The organism is Zavarzinia sp., assembly GCF_049306435.1.
Classification (GTDB): domain Bacteria; phylum Pseudomonadota; class Alphaproteobacteria; order Zavarziniales; family Zavarziniaceae; genus Zavarzinia.
In genome coordinates this window covers 1-1,643 of sequence record NZ_JBAQRT010000225.1, presented here as the reverse complement: position 1 = coordinate 1,643, position 1,643 = coordinate 1, and the positions used below count along the sequence as shown (strand labels likewise).

General features: G+C 69.4%; 2 protein-coding genes. One reads left to right on the top strand and one right to left on the bottom strand.

What is annotated here, in order from left to right; translation table 11 throughout:
* On the top strand, positions 1–348 hold a 348-nt coding region (locus WAZ62_RS13240), incomplete at its 5' end, for a DUF6635 family protein (protein ID WP_422644009.1).
* Positions 349–369: 21 nt separating this feature from the next.
* Here WAZ62_RS13240 and WAZ62_RS13235 read toward each other — a convergent pair.
* A partial coding sequence (locus WAZ62_RS13235; RefSeq protein ID WP_422644008.1) for a hypothetical protein occupies positions 370–1,643 on the bottom strand: 1,274 nt, incomplete at its 5' end.

The window sequence follows — 1,643 nt, the reverse complement described above, 5'->3', positions numbered from 1 at the left end:
GCCCAGCAGGCGGCGATCGGCGCCTTTCCCCTGGGCGCGACCCTCGGCGGGATCTGGAACGGCTTCTTTCCGGCGACGGCGGGGCCGGCCCTGGTGGCCGGCGTGACCGGCAGCCTCTTCGTCGGCGCCGCCGCCCTGTCGGCCTTCGCCGGGGTGATCACCGATCCGGCGCAGCGCGCCCTTGGCCTTCATCAGCGCCGCCTGCGCAAGCTGATCGACGGCGTCGATCATGCCCTGCGCACGGGCGAGGGCTTGAGCTTCAACCCGCGCGACCATTACGTGGCCCGGGCGACCGACCTGATCGATCTGGCCCGCCTCGCCCAGCAATTGATGGTGGGCGGCGGCTGAGGCCGCCCACCGCGCCTCATCTCACGGCAAGGTCAGGGTGACCGGCGCCGGCTTGCCGGCCTCGACCGTCACTTCCGCTTCCGCGACCGCATCGCCCATCTTCAGCTCGACCACATAGGTGCCCGCGGGCACGATCCAGATGGGCGCCGCGTCATAGGCGTAGGACACCTGTTCCCGCTCGACCCCGGTGATGGCGGCGATGGTGCGGTAGATCTTCCAGCTGTAGTCGCCCTCGGGCTTGGCCCCCAGGGTGGCTTTGGCCACGATGGCGCCCGCGTTCAGGTTCAGTTCGGGCGCCAGGGCGGCCCCGGCCTTCACCTCGATCTCGGCCGAGGCCTCGGCGATGCCGGTCGTCACCTTCACGAAATACTGGCCGGCGGGCAGCTTGAAGCTGGGCGTCAGGTCATAGCTGTAGGCGACCATCTCGCCCCGGTTGCCGGCCAGATCGGTCGCCGCCGGGAAGATCTGCCACGACAGATCCTTGGTCGGCTTGGGCGCGCCCGGCGCGAAGATCGCCACCGGCTTCAACAGGCCGACCCCGAGCACGAGGCTCAGTTTCGACGTCTCGCCCGCCTTCACCGTCACCGTGCTCTCCCCCGTCGCCTCGCCGATGGTCGCGGTGACCCGGTAGGTGCCGGCGCTCAGGTGGAAGACCGGGTTGCCCTTGTAGGAATAGGTCAGGGAATCGCCGCTGTTCTCGGCGAAGACCTTCCAGCTCACGCCGTCCGTCGCCGGGGCCTCGCCCGCGCTGGGGCGGACCTCGGCCTCGACCGTGCCGCTGCCCAGGGTGATCACGACCCGGGGCTTCTCGCCGGGTTTCACATCGAAGGTGGCCTCGCCTTTCGCATCGCCATAGCGCGCGGTCAGGCGGTAACTGCCGGCGGGGACGGTGAAATCGGGTTCGGGCTTGAAGCTGTAGCCGACTTCCCTGTCGGTCATGTCGTGGATTTTCCAGGCGACTTCGGTCGCGATCAGGGGCCCGGTCTCGCTTTCGCGGATCGCGGGCAGGACAACGGCGGCGCCAAGGTCGAGCACGATCTCCTGTTTCTCGCCGGTGATCTTCACCGGCTGCTGCACCGAGGCGGCGCCAAGGCTGGCGACGACGATGTAATCCCCCGGCGGGATGGGGTCGCCGGGCGTCCAGTGGGCGCTGTAGTGGCTGGCCACGGGCTGACCCAGATCCTCCTGACCGGGGACATCCAGATAGACACCCCACCTCAGGTCCTTGTCTTCGACGGGCGCGCCCGGGGCATAGACGGCGCTGAAGCTGGTCCTGCCTTTGGCGGGGGCGGGGG